We start from the raw sequence: 1,994 nt of genomic DNA, 5'->3' as shown, positions 1-1,994 counted from the left end.
TACAGTGTTTTTACATAGGTATTAAAATATTATATTTTCTTCGTAAAAAAATTATTAGCCAATTGTCTTTTCCAAAATGTCGCGGATATAACTGAGATGTATTTGAATTTTGCTGTAATTCTCGATAAATCAAAATGAATCTTGAAAAAGTTGCATCTTCCACTCCGGAAATAGGGGTACATAATTATTCAAATGTAATGATTCCATCTGAGGATGCGGGATTATCTCTGATGTCCTTAGTGTCTAGTTCAAAAGCAGGAACTGGATCAGCTTTACCAGGATATTTGTTAGAGGCTGTAGACTTAGCTCATGAACAGTTCAGCCAATTTATTGCTAGTCCTGACCTTGATTACAACATGAATCTGGTTTTTGATAATAACTGGGATCGACAAGCATTTCAAAAGGTAGTTCAAGATGTCAAGCAAAGCGGTTTCAGGAATCTTGTTGAAATTGATGTGCTGACAGGAATACAGTTGAATGGTGCAAATGCTAGTTTTGCTCAAGAAACAAATACTATTTATTTTTCTGAAGACTTCTTATTAAATAACGCCAGTAATACTGAAGCAATTACTGCTGTTTTTCATGAAGAGTTCGGTCATTGGCTCGACTCCAAAATTAATACTTTTGATGCATTAGGGGATGAGGGTGAACTGTTCCAAAAGATAGTGCATAATGAGTCTTTGAATGCGGATAATCTGTTTCTGTTGAAGACTGAGAATGATCATTCAACTATTGTTATAGATGGCAAGAGTTTATCAATTGAAATGTCTAACTCCGATTTTGATGGAGATGGTAAGTCAGATATTCTTTGGCGCAATAGCAATGGGCAGATAGGAACTTGGTTGATCAATGGTTCTTCTGTTAAGGCTGGTGCAAATATTGGGAACCCAGTGGGTCAGGAGTGGCAGATCCAAGGAACGAACGGTGTAGATAATACTACTGCTTTACTGACGCAGCCAGTAGGATTGGACTACTTTAAAACTCGCCCTGAGTTCTACACAACAGGTAATATATTTTGGAAGAACAATTACGCACCTATAGGGCTGCAAAATCCTGATAACACAGGGACAGAAGGAAATTGTACTTGGTACGCTCATGGTCGTTTAAAAGAACTGGGTGGTAATGCTGCTGCGCTTAATTCAATGTCTGGTAATGCTAATCAGTGGCATAATCAGCTTTCCAATGGAGCGACCATTGTAGATAGTAATGATGTGCAATTTGGTGATATTGCACAATGGACAAGGAATGGTATGAATCATGTGGCTGTGGTTGAGCGTGTTTATATTGATAGCTCTGGTGTTAAAAAAGTTGTAGTTTCAGAGTCTCACTATAGAACAAATTATGATGGCGGAGGAGAAGGTACACTACATCGAATTTTTGAGTATCGTGCGGATAACCCTGACAGATATATTAGAGTACCTAGAGCTTAATGCTTAAAGATTAGGGCTGAGATAGAGAGCGATCACTTTTCTATTCTCATAGGTTTATACCAATTCTATAGGGCTTGAGTAGCAGGTGAACCGAAAACCGGGATAAGCTTGAAAGTCTTATTAGATAAGGATTATATCCAGAACTAAGGCCATTGACGCTCTGCTTATTATTGAGTCACTACTCAACGCGCTGTGACTGCGTTGCAAAATGTCAATAAAACAACGTAAGTGACCAAAAAGCTGATTATTTCGTTCACCAATCCAGGCGATTAACCCAGACTTATGAATAAGACACATAGCAAATCTACTTACATAGATTATATTGTTAAACTTCCTAAGCGATCGCTGGAGGAGTTTTGCCGCTGGGTGTACCGCTTCATGGACAATGCTCAGTTTATCTCTCCTCAATATCTAGCTGAACAACACCAGAAATTTGCTCGTGCATTAATAGATCGGTATTCTTCCAAAGCCACATAAATCAGGATTATTGGCCCACATGACTTTATACTCGGCGAAAGTAAAAGTGGAGGCACTGGCTAATTAGTACAGAAACCCAATCTAACC

Annotated in this window: 2 protein-coding genes; both read left to right on the top strand. The window is 38.5% G+C overall.

Annotated features, from left to right (window positions below; all coding sequences use genetic code 11):
* Positions 1-197 precede the first annotated feature (197 nt).
* Positions 198-1,430, top strand: a complete 1,233-nt coding sequence (locus RRG12_RS43545) for a CHAP domain-containing protein (RefSeq protein WP_420758842.1) — start codon at positions 198-200, stop codon at positions 1,428-1,430.
* 282 nt (positions 1,431-1,712) lie between these two features.
* Positions 1,713-1,907 (top strand): hypothetical protein, encoded by a 195-nt coding sequence (locus RRG12_RS43540; RefSeq protein WP_420758841.1) that lies wholly within the window; start codon positions 1,713-1,715, stop codon positions 1,905-1,907.
* Positions 1,908-1,994: the final 87 nt, after the last annotated feature.

This window comes from Nostoc sp. CALU 546 (genome assembly GCF_048836525.1).
This window is presented reverse-complemented; position numbering and strand designations above follow the sequence as displayed.